Source organism: Acinetobacter sp. BSP-28 (assembly GCF_044130285.1).
GTDB lineage: Bacteria > Pseudomonadota > Gammaproteobacteria > Pseudomonadales > Moraxellaceae > Acinetobacter.
In genome coordinates this window covers 103,674-119,795 of record NZ_JBIQOB010000005.1, presented here as the reverse complement: position 1 = coordinate 119,795, position 16,122 = coordinate 103,674, and the positions used below count along the sequence as shown (strand labels likewise).

14 protein-coding genes are annotated in these 16,122 nt (G+C 43.1%); 6 read left to right on the top strand and 8 right to left on the bottom strand.

Annotation, left to right across the window (positions count from 1 at the left end; translation table 11 throughout):
- Positions 1–33 precede the first annotated feature (33 nt).
- The 3 genes from sfnG to ACE01R_RS05245 all read left to right on the top strand — a co-directional run bounded on the left by sfnG (position 34) and on the right by ACE01R_RS05245 (position 3,748).
- The gene (gene sfnG, locus ACE01R_RS05255; RefSeq protein ID WP_395548655.1) at positions 34–1,140 is read left to right on the top strand and encodes a dimethylsulfone monooxygenase SfnG; all 1,107 of its coding nucleotides are present in this window, start codon (positions 34–36) and stop codon (positions 1,138–1,140) included.
- Between the two features lie 314 nt (positions 1,141–1,454).
- Entirely contained in the window at positions 1,455–2,870 is a 1,416-nt protein-coding gene (locus tag ACE01R_RS05250) for a PQQ-dependent sugar dehydrogenase (protein WP_395548652.1), read from the top strand.
- Between the two features lie 509 nt (positions 2,871–3,379).
- Positions 3,380–3,748 carry a hypothetical protein gene (locus ACE01R_RS05245; protein ID WP_395548650.1) on the top strand — a complete coding sequence of 123 codons (369 nt, stop codon included), beginning with the start codon at positions 3,380–3,382 and terminating at the stop codon, positions 3,746–3,748.
- A 26-nt stretch (positions 3,749–3,774) separates the two neighbouring features.
- Here ACE01R_RS05245 and ACE01R_RS05240 read toward each other — a convergent pair whose 3' ends face one another.
- The 3 genes from ACE01R_RS05240 to acs form a co-directional block, all read right to left on the bottom strand.
- A complete protein-coding gene (locus ACE01R_RS05240; RefSeq protein ID WP_162622360.1) occupies positions 3,775–3,945 on the bottom strand; it encodes a hypothetical protein in 171 nt (56 codons plus the stop codon).
- Between the two features lie 696 nt (positions 3,946–4,641).
- Entirely contained in the window at positions 4,642–5,823 is a 1,182-nt protein-coding gene (locus ACE01R_RS05235; protein WP_395548647.1) for an acyl-CoA dehydrogenase family protein, read from the bottom strand.
- Between the two features lie 130 nt (positions 5,824–5,953).
- Positions 5,954–7,897: an acetate--CoA ligase gene (gene acs, locus ACE01R_RS05230; protein ID WP_395548643.1), complete on the bottom strand. Its 1,944-nt coding sequence runs from the start codon at positions 7,895–7,897 to the stop codon at positions 5,954–5,956.
- 293 nt (positions 7,898–8,190) lie between these two features.
- Between acs and ACE01R_RS05225 the strand changes: the two genes are divergently transcribed.
- Positions 8,191–8,772 carry a DUF805 domain-containing protein gene (locus ACE01R_RS05225; protein WP_395548641.1) on the top strand — a complete coding sequence of 194 codons (582 nt, stop codon included), beginning with the start codon at positions 8,191–8,193 and terminating at the stop codon, positions 8,770–8,772.
- A 111-nt stretch (positions 8,773–8,883) separates the two neighbouring features.
- Positions 8,884–9,861 carry a mechanosensitive ion channel family protein gene (locus ACE01R_RS05220; RefSeq protein ID WP_395548640.1) on the top strand — a complete coding sequence of 326 codons (978 nt, stop codon included), beginning with the start codon at positions 8,884–8,886 and terminating at the stop codon, positions 9,859–9,861.
- On the opposite strand, the gene ACE01R_RS05215 is transcribed toward ACE01R_RS05220, so the two are convergent.
- From ACE01R_RS05215 to prfB, 5 genes are all read right to left on the bottom strand, one after another.
- Entirely contained in the window at positions 9,844–10,557 is a 714-nt protein-coding gene (locus ACE01R_RS05215; protein WP_395548637.1) for a 16S rRNA (uracil(1498)-N(3))-methyltransferase, read from the bottom strand. The two genes, ACE01R_RS05220 and ACE01R_RS05215, sit on opposite strands and share 18 nt — an antisense overlap.
- Before the next feature lie 203 nt (positions 10,558–10,760).
- The gene (locus ACE01R_RS05210) at positions 10,761–12,041 is read right to left on the bottom strand and encodes a 3-deoxy-D-manno-octulosonic acid transferase (RefSeq protein WP_395548628.1); all 1,281 of its coding nucleotides are present in this window, start codon (positions 12,039–12,041) and stop codon (positions 10,761–10,763) included.
- A 109-nt stretch (positions 12,042–12,150) separates the two neighbouring features.
- On the bottom strand, positions 12,151–13,227 hold the full coding sequence (locus ACE01R_RS05205) for an alkene reductase (protein WP_395548626.1): 1,077 nt from the start codon (positions 13,225–13,227) through the stop codon (positions 12,151–12,153).
- Positions 13,228–13,266: 39 nt separating this feature from the next.
- Positions 13,267–13,569: a helix-turn-helix transcriptional regulator gene (locus ACE01R_RS05200; protein WP_291354159.1), complete on the bottom strand. Its 303-nt coding sequence runs from the start codon at positions 13,567–13,569 to the stop codon at positions 13,267–13,269.
- A gap of 234 nt (positions 13,570–13,803) precedes the next feature.
- Positions 13,804–14,899, bottom strand: a protein-coding gene (prfB, locus tag ACE01R_RS05195) for a peptide chain release factor 2 (RefSeq protein WP_395548623.1) whose coding sequence is annotated in 2 segments (ribosomal slippage) — positions 13,804–14,826 and positions 14,828–14,899 — 1,095 coding nt in all. Because the reading frame shifts where the segments join, the coding sequence is not laid out codon by codon here.
- A 419-nt stretch (positions 14,900–15,318) separates the two neighbouring features.
- On the opposite strand from prfB, the gene ACE01R_RS05190 reads away from it, so the two are divergent.
- Positions 15,319–16,104 carry a putative porin gene (locus tag ACE01R_RS05190; protein ID WP_395548621.1) on the top strand — a complete coding sequence of 262 codons (786 nt, stop codon included), beginning with the start codon at positions 15,319–15,321 and terminating at the stop codon, positions 16,102–16,104.
- Positions 16,105–16,122 lie beyond the last annotated feature (18 nt).

Genomic DNA, 16,122 nt, shown 5'->3' with positions numbered 1-16,122 from the left:
GCACTAAAAAATTACATCCTGAGGGTAGACAGAATGTCAGTACAAAATAAAAACATTACTTTTGCTTATTGGGTGCCAAACGTCAGTGGTGGTTTGGTGGTGAGCAATATTGAACAGCGCACAGACTGGAGTTATGACTATAACGTCCGTTTGGCGCAAGCCGCAGAAAAAAGCGGCTTTGAATATGCCTTGACCCAGATTCGTTTTACTGCCGGTTACAATGCAGAAAACCAGCACGAATCGGTTAGCTTCAGTCATGGCATCCTGGCGAAAACGGAAAAACTCAAAGTGATCGCTGCAATTTTGCCAGGTCCCTGGAAACCGGCACTGGCTGCAAAGCAATTGGCAACGATTGACCACCTAACCAATGGGCGTATTGCCATTAACGTAGTCAGTGGCTGGTTCCGTGGTGAGTTTGATGCCATTGGCGAAGAATGGCCTGAACATGACCAGCGTTATGCACGTTCAGAAGAATTCATTCGCAGCTTAAAAGGTGTCTGGACACAGGATAATTTCACTTTTGAGGGTCAATACTATCAATTCAAAGATTACACCCTAAGTCCAAAGCCGGTGCAAAAACCACATATTGAAATCTTCCAGGGCGGTAGCTCTCGTGCAGCGCGAGATATGGCTTCGCGTGTATCAGACTGGTACTTTACCAATGGCAATACACCGGAAGAGTTGAAGAAACAAATTGATGATATCCGTGAAAAAGCCAAAGCCAATAACCATGCGGTGAAAATTGGTGTCAATGCATTCATTATTGCCCGTGATACTGAAGAAGAAGCTCAAGCTGTATTGCAGGAAATTGTGGCTAAAGCCAATGTGCAAGCCGTGAAGTCTTTTGGTGATGCCACCCGTGAAGCGGGTGCTGCAACATCAGAGGGTGAAGGTAACTGGGCAAAATCGACCTTTGAAGATCTGGTGCAGTACAACGATGGCTTTAAAACCAATTTGATTGGTACGCCGCAACAAATTGCGGAACGTATTGTTGAACTGAAAGCAGTGGGGGTAGATCTGGTTTTGTCTGGCTTCTTGCATTTCATTGAAGAAGTTGAATATTTTGGACAAAAAGTGTTGCCATTGGTCCGTGAGCTGGAAGCGCAGCAGCTCGCTGTTGTTACGCCTAAGTCTGCTTAATCTCGGTAATCAAACAGACCTTGCACGGACTCAAACTATAATAATGAAATGGCATCTCCAATTCTCCCTCAAGGCTCGGCTTGGGGGATTTTTTTGTGCCTCAGAAATTGCAGCTTAAATAGAAGAGTTCCATGCAAAAAATAGCAATCCACTCTTCCGTGCGAATCAAAAGTTTCTTTTGCCATGGCTGGCATAACTCATCGCCCAAAGGCAATAACCAATTGGCAACCAGAAAAAACAAGAACAACATGGTGGCTGCCTGAACGAAATTTTAAAGTAAGGCGATAGCGACAAAAAATAAGCTGGAAATAAAGATGTCTGCTCAATTTTTACTGCCCCTTGCGGGCTCTGCCATTGTATTGGCATTAACAGGATGCGCATCACCATCCAGGTCCCCAATTTCAGACAGCTATGGCCCCCAACCTCATCTGCCTGAACCCAAATCAAGTTTGTTCCCTACGGTGAATATTGCTCCTGCCAAAGGCTGGCCTGCCGATACTATGCCCACCCCTGCTGCGGGTCTGAAAGTACAAGCCTTTGCCAAAGAACTTGATCATCCGCGCTGGCTGTATGTGTTGCCGAATGGTGACGTGTTGGTAGCCGAAACCGATGCACCGCCCAAACCCGATGACAGCAAGGGCATTAGAGGCAAAATCATGACGCTGATGATGAAGCGTGCAGGATCATCACATCCAAGTGCCAACCGTATTAGTTTGCTGCGTGATTGCAATGGCGACGGTGTGGCTGATCAAAAAACCATATTTCTACAAAATCTGAACTCTCCGTTTGGTATGGCACTGGTCGGCAATACGCTTTACGTGGCCAATACGGACGCTTTAATGCGCTTTCCTTACCAAAAAGGCGCAACTCAAATTACCGCAAGCGGCAGCAAAGTCCTGGATTTACCCGGTGGTTCCCTAAACCATCATTGGACCAAAAACGTCATTGCCAACCCTGCGGGCAGCAAACTCTATATTACGGTGGGTTCAAACAGTAACGTGGCGGAAAATGGCTTCGATAAAGAAGTCGGGCGTGCTCTGATTATGGAGTTTGATATCGTCAGTGGCAAAGCACGACCCTTTGCCACAGGGCTGCGTAACCCGAATGGGATGGACTGGCAACCGCAGAGTGGCATGTTATGGACGGTGGTGAATGAGCGCGATGAAATTGGCAACGACCTGGTGCCCGATTATCTGACTTCAGTGCAAGATGGGGCTTTTTATGGCTGGCCCTATAGTTATTATGGCCAACATGTAGACACGCGGGTAAAATCTCAAAACCCTGAGCTGGTCGCACGTGCGATTAAGCCCGATTATGCTCTGGGTAACCATACGGCTTCCTTAGGCCTGACATTTTATACGGCTCAATTAATGCCGCAATATCGCAGTGGTGCAGTGATTGGTCAGCATGGCTCATGGAACCGTAAACCGCATAGCGGCTATAAAGTCATTTTTGTGCCCTTTCAAAATGGCCAACCTTCGGGTATGCCCCAAGATGTATTAAGCGGTTTTTTAAATGATCAAGGTGAGGCACTTGGACGGCCTGTTGGGGTAGCGGTTGATCGTTTCGGAGCGATATTGGTCGCTGATGATGTGGGCAATATGATTTGGCGTGTATCACCCATGGGTGCAATGATTGATCATCGGTCCATCAATAAAAAGATAAGTCCCGCTTCTGCTCACCAAGAGCCTGTAGGTTCACCACCTGCCGTAGAACAGGCAGCAAAGTAATTGTGGCTTAATAAAATGATATAAAAAAAGCCCGACATCCTGTCGGGCTTTTTCGTATGGGGTAGTTAAGCATGACTCCTGTCTTGCTTCACGATCCTGGTGTCTGAACGTTTTATTGTTGTTTTATGTTCCGGAACATCCTGTTCCTGTATGAATTCATCATAGGAAAAAAACTCGGCTGCGCCCATCCGCAAAATCCTTAAATTGATGTGCGCCACAGCGTACAGAGTCGGCCATTTTTCATTCGTAAAATATGTGGATTCTTTCGGCCCTGGAAGAATTAATAACTCACGACAAAGGATCAAATTGAATTTTTATTGATCAATCACAAACATAATATACAAGTACTTAAGTATGCTCCTCTATTTAACATAATGGCCATTATACGAATTTTTAAATTTCTTTAATTATCATAAAGATAATCTCATTTTTTGATGTTATTCACCAATTAAAATGTCTATGCGATAAACCATTTAAAATGTCCTGCTTTTGATATAAAACAGGGGAGAATGACATCTCTAATTTTGGTTGAAGATAAGAAAAAACACATAGCTAATTGTGCATATTTAGAAAGTAAAAATGAGAGTTTTTGTGAGATCAACCAATTGAAAAATATAATAAAAATAGAAGGCGAAATAATTGATACTAACTCAGTTTCAAAATCTAATATTTTGATAAAAAAAATTATTTTTCAGAGAACCACTTCAGATGATAATTTTGTATTTATTACTGATCCGAATGTAAGTAAACGCTGGGAGAAATCGTTAGTATTTCCGATTTATGTAATACGTTTTTTATTAATCCTATCCATTCTCTTTATTTCATTTTTTGTATTAAAAAGACGTTTAAATCGTCAGATCGGTGGCTATTCACTCTAAAGATATACTTGATGGCTATAGGTTTTTTATTTAAAGAAAGAACCAACAAACATAACTAAGACACCAGGTAACATTCCTAAGAAGCTTGCTGCCTTTGCATCCATATGATTATTTACTTTTTCACGAAATACATGAGGACCAATAAACGTCCCTACAATACTGATGATTAGTCCAATAAATATTAAAAAATCTCCCACTGCCTTTCCTTCCTTTTTTATTTCGTATAACAGCCATTATGTTAGATATAGCTAAACTGATTTTGCATGTTACGAAGAATATCTTTAATAAAGTTAATTATATCAATATCTTATAATTATAAGAATGTATCATAAAAAAGTAATTTAGCTATAGAGGTCATTTGGAAAAGCTATCTAATAATTAAAATGAAGAACATTCCTGTAAAAATGGTTCCAATTATGAAATATATCAAAGGCACAAAATATCTTTGATACCAATGTGGGCTTTTCCCTTCACTGTCTATAAGACATCTTTCATTCCAAGTTGGTATGAGAAATATTAAAGCACAAGATATGAAAACAACTATTTTATTAAAACTAGATAAATCATTAATATAGTTTAAACCACTGTGTCTTTGAGCGAGCAGAAAGAACATAATTATTGGATAGAGTAGGAATCCAAGTAAGAGCCCCAACCACGTTAATGCATTATTACTCACAAAAAAACTCACTAAATTTTAGTTTTTCTAAAATTAACATAATACACCTTATACGAAATTAAAATTTATTTTATATAAATCAATTATTTAAATATCACTAAAAGCCTAGTCTTCACAAATTAGGCTTTTTTAAGTGATTTTTCACGTTCCACGCTCTTAATTCATTTTTAAAACCTAAAAGTAAAAACCACCTAAAAGAAGGCTTTTACTTATTCCATCACGAATAAAAACTTGGATCAGGTACTTTAGCCGTTAACACCCACTCCCCAATTTCCTGATATTTATAATCCACCGGATCATGCAAAGTTTGGGTACGCACATTACGCCAGAAACGGTCCAGATTTAATTGGGTTGTGGTCGCACGTGCCCCCATCACCTGAAAAATATTTTGTGTGATATACAGCGAAGTATTGGTCGCGGCAATTTTTGATGTCGCAATAGCAATACTGACTTCACCACGTTGCTCAGCTGTAAGTGCTTCACCGATATTCCAAGCCCACTGCAAGGTCTCAATGGCTTTATTTGCCAGTAAACGCACGCCTTCCAGCTGTACATAAAATTCGGCAAAGTGCTTTTGCGTAAACGGATCATTGACCGCATGTTCCGCCAAAGATTTTGACCAGGCTTTTTGGCTCTGTACGGTTTGTCTAGCCGTTACAAAAGTCCCTTCTGCTACGCCTAAAAACAGGTGCACAAAAATCAGTTGGGCAATCAGCGGACGTAAACTCGAATAAGGGGTACTCAATGGCCCCGGATTGAGCAGTAATTCATGATGTTGAATTTTGACTTGCTCAAAATGACTGGTACCGCTGTCAGTCTGGCGTTGTCCCATATTGTTCCAGTCACCTAAGAAGCTCACCCCTTCTCGGGCTGTCGGAATCACACCTATCAACAATTTACCTTCATCGTTATAAGCTGAGCAGAGCAATACATCGGAATCGATCGAACCTGAACAGAAGCTTTTGTCACCATGAAATAGATATTCATTTTCAGACACTTTGACTGCGGTGGTTCGTCGGTCTAATGGATTTAAAGTATTGCCCCAAAACAGGTTTTCTTTTGCAGTTTGCTCAAACCATTTGCCATACTGTTCAGGCTGTGAAAACAGTTGCACCGTCGCAATCAGCAAATGATGAAAACCATAAACATGTGCCAGTGAACTGTCGACCTGGGCAATCGTTTGAATAGTTTGAAAAACCGTTTTCCAGCCCGCACCCTGTCCACCATATTGGGTTGGAATAGCAAGTCCCAGTAAACCACTTTGACGGATTAAATCACGCTCCTGTTTTGGGTTGCCACCCTGTTTATCACGTTCAGCAGCAGTGGTTGCAAACTGTTCCGCAAGTTGTTGAGCGATGTGTAATGGATTTGAAGTTAAAAGCGGGGATGAAGCATTCATAATATGATCTGATTATTGCTATATTTTTAGCTTAGCAGATGATGTTTTGCTACTTTATCTGAATGCCTGCTGTGCTTATACATAAAATAAAAATACCGCCTGAGAATGCGGCGGTATTTTTATAAATGACTTATTTGTCGGGATAGACCGTTGCAATCAGATTATCTACCACCTGTGGATCGGCTAGGGTTGAAGTATCTCCTAAAGTGTCCAGTTCATTGGCGGCAATTTTCCTTAATATACGGCGCATGATTTTACCGGAACGGGTTTTCGGTAAAGCCGGTGCCCAATGCAAGGCATCCGGTGTAGCCACAGGTCCCAACACCTTACGTACCCAGTTGATCAGTTCATTACGCAGCTCTTCGGATTCCTCAAAATCGGCCTGCAAGGTAACAAATGCACAGATGCCCTGTCCCTTAATGTCATGCGGCATACCGACCACCGCCGCTTCAGCCACATGTTCATGTGCCACCAAAGCACTTTCCACTTCTGCCGTACCCAAACGGTGACCGGAAACATTTAGTACATCATCTACCCGCCCGGTAATCCAGTAATAACCATCCTTGTCACGGCGGGCACCGTCTCCAGTGAAATAACTTCCCGGATAAGTCGAGAAATAGGCTTCGATAAATCGCGCCGGATCACCCCAGATGGTACGCATCTGCCCCGGCCAGGAATCCTTGATGATCAGGTTGCCTTCCGCTTCGCCTTGCAGCTCCTTGCCTTCTGCATCCACAATGGCAGGCTGGATACCAAACAATGGTCGGGTCGCAGAACCCGGTTTTAAATCGGTTGCACCTGGCAAAGGTGAAATCAGGATGCCGCCTGTCTCGGTTTGCCACCAGGTATCGACAATTGGACAGCGGCTTTCACCGACCACAGTGTAATACCAGTTCCAGGCTTCCGGGTTGATGGGCTCACCCACCGAACCGATCAGGCGCAAGCTGCTGCGGTCACTTTCGCGAACAAAAGCATCGCCTTCACGCATCATGGCACGAATGGCCGTGGGTGCCGTATAGAGGATGGTGACATTATGCTTATCGACAATATGGCCGGTACGTGCCCAGGTTGGATATTGCGGTACGCCTTCAAACATCACCGTCGTGGTTCCATTGGAGAGTGGACCATAGAGCACATAGGAGTGTCCGGTAATCCAGCCTACGTCCGCAGTACACCAGAACACATCGTCTTGTTTAATATCGAACACTTCACGGAAAGTGGAATTCACATAGGTCAGATAACCACCGGTAGTATGCAACACGCCCTTCGGCTTGCCGGTGGAACCTGAGGTATAGAGAATGAATAGAGGATCTTCGGCATTCATCGGTTCAGGCGAGCAGATTTCATTGACCGACATGATTTCCATGTGATACCACAAGTCACGCCCTGGCTGCATTTCAATCGGGTTGCCGGTACGGTGTACCACAATCACATTTTGAACAGACTCGGTGCCCTGCACTTTCAGTGCAGCATCGACATTTTCTTTCAATGGAATCGGCTTACCGCCGCGCATGCCGGAATCGGCAGTAATGACCATTTTGGCCTGACAGTCTTCAATCCGGCTGGCCAGAGAATCCGGTGAAAAGCCGCCAAACACCACGCAATGTACGGCGCCAATCCGGGCACAGGCCAGCATTGCAATCGCGACTTCCGAGACCATCGGCATATACAGCACCACCCGGTCGCCTTTTTTAATCCCGTTCTTCTTCAGCACATTGGCAAAACGGCAAGTTTCATCATAGAGTTCGTTAAAGGAAATAATTTTATGTCGTGAAGGATGATCACCTTCCCAGATAATCGCCGGTTTATACGGATGTTCTTTAAGATGTCGATCCAGACAGTTGGCACTGAGGTTCAGTTGCCCATCGGCAAACCATTCAATTTTGAAATTGTCCTTGTCGAAACTGGTATTTTTGACTTGGGTAAAAGGTTTGATCCAATCCAGCTTTTTGGCCTGTTCAGCCCAGTATTCATCAGGCTGTTCGATGGATTTCTGATAGCGCTCGAAATATTCAGACTCATTGGTGCGAGCGGTTTTTTTAAATTCTTCTGGTACAGGATAGATCTCATTCATTATTTACTTCCTTGATCTTATTCATCTCATCACGAGATGTTATGCCGCGTTATTGCTTTTTTATTGACTGCATATTTACAGTATGACGATTGTTTTTCAACCGCTTCAATCATGCTTTGGTCGTAGTTTATTTATACAATTTAAAACACAGACCCCTTATCGTATTCAACAAAAAATATGGTTTTATTCGTATCTGATCTGTTGATTTAATCTTATAATTTAACCATAAAATGTACTTTTAACTCTGCTAAATACAACATTTTTCTTATCTAAATTTTATCCGGAAAACGCGTATGAATCCGCAAGACTCCTCCCCCTTTTTTTCACGCTCCCAACCGGCCAAGGCAGATAATCCGCTCTCTCCCGAAGGTCGTTTTGGTCGTCTGAGTTCAATTGGCTGGTATGGGTTTGTGCATTTGATTGCTTTCTTTGCCACTATAGCTCTTAGCCTGACGATGGGTATCTTTAACATCCATACCTTGTCGATGGACAATCAGTTCGTCAACACCCTGACAGGAATAGCCGGACTGGGCTTTGTGGCCATTCTGGTGCTGTATATCTATTTTTTGATCGTGATTACCATACGCCGTTTACATGATCTGAACCGTAGTGGTTGGCTGATCCTGCTGTTTCTGCTGCCACTGGTGAATATTTTTATGGGGCTGTATTTGCTTTTGGGGTCTGGAACCAAAGGCATCAATAACTATGGGCTGCCGCGCGAAACACCGGTTTGGGAAAAAATATTGGCCTGGTTGATGATCATCATTACAGTACTGAGTTTTCTGGCTTCAGGCAGCATGGTGTCTTATATGTTCGGTACCGGTGAACTGGAAATGCCGCAAGAAGTGATTCAAAAAGGCACGCAATATTTTTAAAAGCTGCTGACAGTTTCTTCACAAAACTACAGTGAATACCCCGTATGGTTGGTTAAATTATTGCTGCGTTTCAGGCAAAATAACGCATAATTTTTATGATCCGGAAAACCAGTGGCTGAACAAAACAATGCCTTGAGTGAAGTGACTCAGGGCACATCCGATCTGTTGCATGAAGCAGGTGAAAAAACGGCACAAACCGTGCTTGAACATACCGAAAAATACAATGATGCCTACTCGACCATCGATAAATTTGTCGAGGCATTCTGGGAACGTTTACCTTATATCTGTATTGCGTTGGTGGTATTCACCATCTTCTATTTACTGTCAAAATTATTTAAATTTTTTGTCCGTAAAGCATTGGCAGACCGTACCTATACCAAACAAAATTTAGTTCTGGTACTCAACCGTGTTGGTAGTTCAGCCATTATTTTCTTTGGTTTCCTGATTGCCATGGTCATTGCCATTCCAGGATTCACCCCAGGTCAGCTGATGAGTGCCTTAGGGATTGGTTCGGTCGCGATCGGTTTTGCGTTCAAGGACATCTTCCAGAACCTGCTTTCCGGTATTCTGATTTTACTGAGCGAACCGTTCAAAATTGGCGATGACATTATCGTGTCGGGCATGGAAGGTACGGTTGAAGATATCCAGATCCGTGCGACGTTCTTGCGTTCACCCGATGGCCGTCGTATCGTGATTCCAAACGCAACGGTTTATACCAGCCCGGTAACGGTAAATACTGCCTATCAACGTCGCCGCTGTGAGTTTGTGGTCGGCATTGGCTATGAAGATGATGTGCAAAAAGCCAAAAACATCATCATGGGCATTTTGGATAAAGACCAAACCATCCTCAGCCAGCCAGCATTTAGTGTAAATGTCAGTGCGCTGGCGGATTTCTCAATTAACCTGAATGTGCGCTGGTGGGTAGACACCACTGAAACCACAACCTCGGCATCCATCAGTGACGTTCAAGAACATGTGATTGAAGCCTTCGCTGAACACAACATTTCTATTCCTTACCCAGTACAGGAAGTAAAAGTCTACCGGGGAAATGATGGAGCGGAAATGGCTGAATCAGCACGCGCTAAATAAGCGGCCCAATACATAAGGAATTACGGTTTCGGTTCGAATAATACGGTTGCCTAAGCTCACCGCTTGGCAGCCGTTTTTTATCAGTAAATCAATTTCATAAGGGATAAAACCACCCTCTGGGCCAATCACGATCGTACAGGGATGATCAATCGCAAACGGCATTTTCAAGTCTGCATAAGGATGGGCCACATAGGCAGGACATTCTGCCGTAATTAAACCCGGCAGCACATCTTCAACAAAAGGTTTAAAGCGTTTATGGATTTCAATTTTTGGTGCAACCGTATCTCCGGCCTGTTCCAGCCCCAGAGTTACATAATGATCGATTTGTTGTAAAAAAGGCGTCTGCCAATAGCTTTTATCTACCCGATAGCTATGCAGCAAAATAATTTTTTCTACCCCTAAAGTCACGCTATCCATAATCAGACGGCGTAGTACTTTCGGACGTAGCATGGCGACAATTAAAGTCACAGGAAGTTTTGCAGGGATGATTTCTTCTTTGAGCGGTTTTAATTTTATCGCGTGTTCGCTCACTTCCACAATTTCGGTCAGATAACGTTTTCCATCACGAATACCCACTTTCAGCGTGTCACCGACTGCAATCTCCAGATGTTGCTGTAGATGCTCTAACTGACGTTTCGAACTAATCGTCCAGATTTCTGATTCAGTTTGGCGTGGGTCAAGGAGGACGATGTTCATAATCTTCAGCTACAGAATAGTTCAATATAATAAGATACGCGGGAGGCGACAGGGATGTCGCCCGCTGATCTGTACAGCATGGATGCTGTATCAGATCAGCAAAGGATTTTTGCTACTTTTGATCCCTCAAAAGTAGAGATTGCCTACGAATCAGCATTTAAACTTTTCTGTCAAAATGAGGCCGTATGGTGAATTTGAAATATTTAAATATACTGATCAATCACCGCAATATGTTTGGCTAAAGAACCCTTGTTCTGCAACATAATTTTCTGCGCATGCTGGTTCAGCTGGTCTGCAGCGCTGTGATCATTTAACAGCTCCATCAGAACTTTCGCCGCCTGCTCTGCATCATCCACGACTTTCACACCGTCTACAGCTACAAATTCATCGACAATAGTCTGGAAGTTAAAGTAATTTTTACCTAAAACAGTCGGCACATTTAATGCAACCGGCTCTAAAATATTATGCCCACCCCCTGGCTCATTCAATGAACCACCGACAAAACAGGCTTGGCTGAGTGCATACCACAGCCACATTTCCCCCATTGAATCGGCTAAATAGACTTGGGTATCTGACTGTATAGCTTCCCCTAAACTGCGACGTTGGGTGTTTAGATCTAAGTTATGGGCAATCTGAAACACCTCATCAAAACGTTCCGGATGACGTGGCACTACAATGACGAGCAGTTCTGGATGTTTCGCTAAATCAGGCTTTAAAGCCGTTAACAGTTTCTGTTCTTCAGGGGCATGGGTACTGGCGATGGTGATGATTTTACGTGCCGATAAATGCCAGTCTTGCTGTAATTGCTGCGCTTGTTGAATAAAGCTTTCCGGTGCATGAATATCAAATTTAATACTGCCGAGTACTTGGCTTCTTTGCTCAGCCATGCCTAAATTGCGGTAGCGATCTAAAGCGGCTTGATCCTGAGTCAGCAAGCGTTCCAGACCATTCAGCATGCCTTGGGTCAGCCCTTGAACCTTGGCATAACCTTTGGCAGATTTTTCCGAAAGCCGGGCATTAATCAGTAAACATGGCACTTTAAATTGCTGCGCCTGATCAATTAAATTCGGCCAGATTTCAGTTTCCACCAACGCCAATACTTTGGGCTGATATTTTTGATAAAACGCCTGAACTAATTTTTTCTGATCGGCAGGCAAATACACGGCCTGAAACAGATGTTCATAAGGTGCTTTTAAAAACAGCGATTTGGCCCGGGCCTGTCCAGTCTTGGTTGTATTGGTAACCAGTACCGGATGACCGAGTTTGAGATAATGTTCAATTAAAGGCTGGGCCGCGTTGGTTTCTCCAACCGATACCACATGAAACCAGAGGGCATGCAGGTTTTTCGGTTCCTGAAATGGACCAAAGCGCTCAAGACATTCTTGTTGCAATTGCTCCATATTCAGCGCACGTTTTTTAATCTGCCATTTATACAATGGCTTAATCAGAGTCAGTGCTGCGTTGTACCAAAAAGGAGTAGCCAAACAAGTTGCCTCAAATCATGTTCAATCGGCAAAATATAACAGAGCAGCCTTCATATGTTAATGAATTCTGCTCTGTGGCATGATTTATTCTGCCTGGTGAGGTCTAAGCTTAGCTTTCAGCCAACTGCTTATTTAAGAATGGATAGTCGATATAGCCTTCTGCCACATCGGTTCCAATCATGTTTTCCAGTTTCAATTCATTTAGTGATTCATCTTCCACCAAACGCTCAAACAGGTCTGGATTGGCGATATAAGCTTTACCAAAAGACACCGCTTCCGCTTTACCCGACTCCAACAGTTCAAGCGCATCTTCACGGCTTAAACGCATATTGGCAATATACGGCACACCGTTTGAACGTGCTTTCATGTCTAGGCTGATGCTGTCATCGGCCAGATATTCACGGGTAAAGAAGAAGGCAATTTGACGTTGACCCAATTGTTCCAGTACATAACCAAAGGTTTGTTGGGGATTGGCATCGCCCATATCATGCTCATCACCGCGTGGTGCCAGATGCACCCCGACACGACCTGCGCCCCACACTTCAATCAGTGCATCTACAACTTCTAATAAGAAGCGGGCACGATTTTCTACCGAACCACCGTAAATATCTTCACGTTGATTGGTTTTGCTTTGTAAAAATTGGTCAATCAGATAACCGTTGGCTGCATGCAGTTCCACCCCATCAAAACCGGCAGCTTTGGCTTTAATTGCTGCCTGTTTATATTGTTCGGTAATGGCATGGATTTCTGAAATTTCCAGTGGACGTGGTACTACATATTCACGTTTAGGACGCAATAGACTGACATAACCAGCTTGCTTCACATTACTGGCTGAAACCGGTGTTTCACCATTTAACAGATCAGGGTGAGATACCCGTCCCACATGCCACAATTGCGCCACAATCAAACCGTCTTTGGCATGCACGGCATCTGTAACCAGTTTCCAGCCTTCTACTTGCGCATCGGTAAATAAACCCGGCGTTTTTTCATAACCGTTGGCTTCTTCTGAAATCACTGTCGCTTCGGAGATGATTAAACCTGCGCTGGCACGCTGTGCATAGTATTCGGCCATCATTGGTGTAGGTACACGGTCTGCTGTAGCACGGCTGCGTGTTAATGGCGCCATCACCACACGGTTTTTAAGTTTGAGTTCACCAAATTGAATTGGGGTGGAAAAATCTGTCATCAAGCCATCCTCTTACAGCTGGCCTGGACTGATTAAAGTCTAAAGCGCATGCTGTAAATGTTGTAAAAATTCCTGAATCAGTGCTTCATTACGAGAGAAATAAGACCATTGCCCATATTTGGTCACCTGAATCAGTCCTGCCTGTTGCAACACCGATAAATGATTAGACATGGTCGATTGGGAAATATCCGCGATTTTTTCGATATGCCCCGCACATACACCACGACTAAAATCATCTCCACATTCTTCAGTGGAAATGAAACGCTCAGGTTCTTTTAGACATTGCAGAATCTGACGTCGAATCGGGTTGGCTAAGGCTTTATAAATCGCTTCTGTGTCCATCTCATTTCACTCATGTTCATGATCAGCACCTTCGCAAAAATCATTATATCGAATTTATACGATATTAATATCGAAAATTATCGATATTATGAGTCATTTTGTAAATTGCTGTAATTTTATTCAAATCTAGATCATTCTAGCATTATCTGATCAAGGTCATTTCATCCTGCTTATCTACAGATTTTAAAGCTAAAAAAAGCAGAGGGCTGGCCTCTGCTTTTCCAAGCAATAAACTTAGAGACCTTGTTTCAGGCTGGCTTCAATAAATTTATCCAGGTCACCGTCCAGTACAGCACCCGTGTTTGAACTTTCCACGCTGGTACGCAAGTCTTTAATACGCGAGTCATCCAGTACGTATGAACGAATCTGGCTGCCCCAACCGATATCGGACTTGGTATCTTCCAGCGCCTGCGCAGCATCGGTACGTTTTTTCATCTCTAATTCATAGAGTTTTGCACGTAACTGTTTCCAGGCATGGTCACGGTTGGCATGTTGGGAACGCTGGTTCTGACAAGCCACTACAATTCCTGTTGGCGCATGGGTTAAACGTACCGCAGAGTCGGTTTTGTTAATATGCTGACCACCTGCACCCGATGCACGATAGGTATCGGTACGAACGTCTGCAGGATTGATATCAATTTCGATATTGTCATCGATTTCAGGAGAAACAAACACGGCCGAGAATGAAGTATGACGACGGTTACCCGAGTCAAATGGCGATTTACGCACTAAACGGTGGACACCTGATTCGGTACGTAACCAGCCATAGGCATACTCACCTTCAACACGGATTGTTGCAGATTTAATCCCGGCAACATCACCGTCAGATTCTTCCATCAATTCTGCTTTAAAGCCATGACGTTCAATCCAGCGCATATACATACGAAGCAACATGGATGCCCAGTCTTGTGCTTCCGTACCACCCGAACCGGCCTGAATTTCCACGTAACATGGGTTCGGATCCATTGGATTACTGAACATACGACGGAATTCAAGTTTTGCCAGTTCCGATTCAGACGCATCTAACTCTGCTTGTACATCTTCAAGCAAGCTTTCGTCGTCTGCTTCAACCGCTAAATCAAGCAACGCTTGCGCGTCTTCAAGCTGTGTTGATAAACCTTCAAGCACATTTAATACGTTTTCAAGCTCGCCTTTTTCTTTGGCCATCGCTTGCGCACGACTTTGATCATTCCAGATTGCTGGATCTTCTAACTCGCGGAGAACCTCTTCTAAACGCTCTTTTTTCAGATCGTAGTCAAAGATACCCCCGTAATGTTAGACCACGGTCGTTTAAGTCTTTTAATTGGTTTAGATAAGGATTAATTTCCACGTGAATTACTCTCAATCAGAATATTAGGCTTAAATAGCCACCAATTATAACACAGAGCATCGATGCAGTTTTAGAGGGCTTGAATTCAATAACAATTGAGCAAATAGTGAATAAAAACAGCTTATAAAAAACACTTAATCAGGAGAGCATTTTTAAGATTAAAATCATTTTTATGTTACAAAATACTCGGTTTTTTATGTAAAAAACGTCTAAATTCATAAAACCTCCACAATTTTAATAAAACAAAACATTTTAATATTTCTATATTTTTCAAATAGTTGTTAAATATTAATTACACAATATTACGTTAGAAACATTTCTGTAACTTTCGATGGATTGACCTAGTTTTGTTTTGGTCTAGACTGAAAGTTGTAACAAAAAATGTATTATTTTTAACCGAAATTTGAGGGGTAGTATCCATGAAAAAATTAGCGATTGCTTCAGCACTTCTTTCTGCTCTAGCAGTTACAGGTACAGCCAATGCATACCAAGCCGAAGTAGGCGCAGCAGCAGCTTATATTGATCCAGATAACGGCAGTTCAGGTAGTGCTTTCGGTGTAGATGGTACTTATTACTTTAACCCCGTTCAAACTCGTAATGCGCCACTTGCAGAAGCAGCATTCCTTGACCGTGCCAGCAACGTCAATGCGCACGCAACATTTGCTGAGCGTGGTGATTTAGATGACAACACTTATGGTATTGGTGCTGAAGTCTATGTTCCAAACTCAGATTTCTATCTGGGTGGTGATATCAGCCGAAATGAAACTGAAGTAAACACACCGCTAGGTAAATTTGATACTGACACTACCTATTATTCAGCTGAAGTCGGCTACCTTCCAGCACCAGGCCTGTTAATTGCTGCGGGTGTAAAAGGTTGGGACAACGACAATGATGATGGCGTAGATCCAACACTTCGTGCCAAATACGTTACTCAGCTTAGTAATGGTAAAGACATCAATCTTGAAGCAGGTGCATCATTTGGTGATCTAGACGAGTTCAATCTTGCTGCAGATTACTTCATTGATAAATCATTAAGTGTTGGTGCTGACTATTACAACAACGACTTAACTGATCAAAATGAATTTGGCATTAATGCGCGTAAATTCTTTAACCAACAAGTCAGCCTTGAAGGTCGAGTTGGTTTTGGTGAAGTTGGTAATAATGACTACAACTCATTTGGTGTAGCTGCTAAATACCGCTTCTAAGCACATATAATCCCTTTT